The organism is Mycobacterium sp. E3198 (assembly GCF_001667015.1).
In the GTDB taxonomy this organism is placed as follows: Bacteria; Actinomycetota; Actinomycetes; order Mycobacteriales; family Mycobacteriaceae; genus Mycobacterium.
Genome location: NZ_LZIS01000042.1, coordinates 1 through 1,663, shown reverse-complemented (window position 1 = coordinate 1,663; position 1,663 = coordinate 1). Strand labels below are relative to the sequence as shown.

General features: G+C 71.0%; 2 protein-coding genes. Both read right to left on the bottom strand.

Going from position 1 to position 1,663, the window contains the following annotated elements; genetic code table 11:
- Nucleotides 1–413, bottom strand: a 413-nt coding sequence (locus tag A5673_RS05055; RefSeq protein WP_156747865.1) for a PPE family protein, incomplete at its 3' end; no start/stop codon positions are given.
- A 305-nt stretch (nt 414–718) separates the two neighbouring features.
- The coding region (locus A5673_RS05050; protein ID WP_068227843.1) for a PPE domain-containing protein at nt 719–1,663 on the bottom strand (945 nt) is incomplete at its 5' end.

Sequence of the window (1,663 nt, the reverse complement as noted above, 5' to 3'; positions counted from 1 at the left end):
GCCTCCGTGGCCATGATCGCCGGCGTGTTCTGCCCGAAGATGTTCGTCGCGACCAACGCCATGAGCTGCGCACGGTTCGCCGCGATCAACGGCGGCGGCACCGTCATCGCGTATGCCGCCTCGAAAGCCGCCGCCGCCGCCGTGGCCTGCGCGGCCGCCTGCTCACATTGCGCGGACGTGGCCGTCATCCACGAGACATACGGCGTCACCGCGGCCGTCATCGACACCGACGCCGGCCCCAGCCACGACTCGTCGATCAGACTCGCGATCACCGACTGATACCCGCCGGCCGCATCGGCCAGCTCGGCCGCCAGCGACTCCCACCCCGCCGAAGCGGTCAGCAAGGTTCCGGGCCCCGGCCCCAGATACATCCGACCGGAATTGATCTCCGGCGGCAACGCACCAAAATCCATCAACTGTCCCCTCCGTTTACGCCGTCGAATGGCCGGCCCAATTCATGCGGCGCTCACCCCGGCGCCTCGATTTGCCTTGATGATCACGACCGGGTCATGGGCTCATTGACCTGGCATGCGCCGTCCGGGCGCCGGCCGTTGTGCCGTGACGGCGATTGTTGAACCGTCCTGCTGGCGGTGTGTTCCGTTGGCCCGCAAGCCAACAGCGCCGCATCCCAGTCTTTTTACAATCCGAGCTGGTATCAAGCACGCTGGCCGAACACATATGAAACACATATATGTTGCTGCCCCGCGGAGTCACCGCCCTAGCCGGCCACCGGGGAGCGTGGCATCAGCGAGGAGCGGAACCCGATTCGCTGGACCGCGCCGTCGGACTCGCGCCCGACCATGCCGCCCAGCGGCAGCTTGGAGATGCCCGCGGTCGGTGTTGACCCGGGCGCCGCGCCCCACCCGCCGGGCATGGCGTTGGCGTCCAGCGCGGGCAACGGCGTGACCGACGACACGGCGTCGGCCCACGTCGGCGGCACCGACAGGGTGCCGAGCGAGGGCGCCTGACCGACGCTGGCCGCGGCGCCCGCGCCCAGGCCCCCGGTTGGCCCGAGGCCTCCCAAACCGCCCAGCTCCCCCAGACCCGCGCCGTTCTCTGCCCCGATGATCGAGCCCGCGCCCTGAAAGTCCAGCGACAGGCCGTAGCCGTCGAAGCCGAGTCCGGCGCCGTCAGTGCCCAGCCCCGCACTGTCGCCGCCCAGTCCGGCGAGGTCGGAGCCCAGGCCAAGCACATCGGTCAGGGCAGCGCCGTTCCCGCCCAGCGCGGACGTCAGGCTCGAGGTCAATCCGGACAGCGCGCTCGCGCCGGTGCTGGCGCCCTTGGTGGCGGTCTTGCCGGTCGCGCCGGTCAGACTCGACAGCGCGCTGAGCGAGGCCGAAGCGCCCGACGATCCCAGCGAGGTCGCGGTGCCCGCCGCCGCCGGTGACAGCCCGGTGCCCGACGCGGCGCCCGGGGTCGCCAGGGTCTGCAGCGTTTGCGGCACCGAGGACATCAACTGCGCCGTCGTCGTCGGGGCGTTGCTGGCGGCCTGGGCGCCGGCCTGCCCGGCGACACCGCCTGGATTGGTCGTCTGGGGCGGCGGGGTGAACGTCGAAAACGCCGACGCCGCGGCCGAATTGGCGGCGTAGCCGTACATCGCCGTGGCGTCCTGTGCCCACATCTCGCTGTACTCGGCCTCCGTGGCCATGATCGCCGGCGTGTT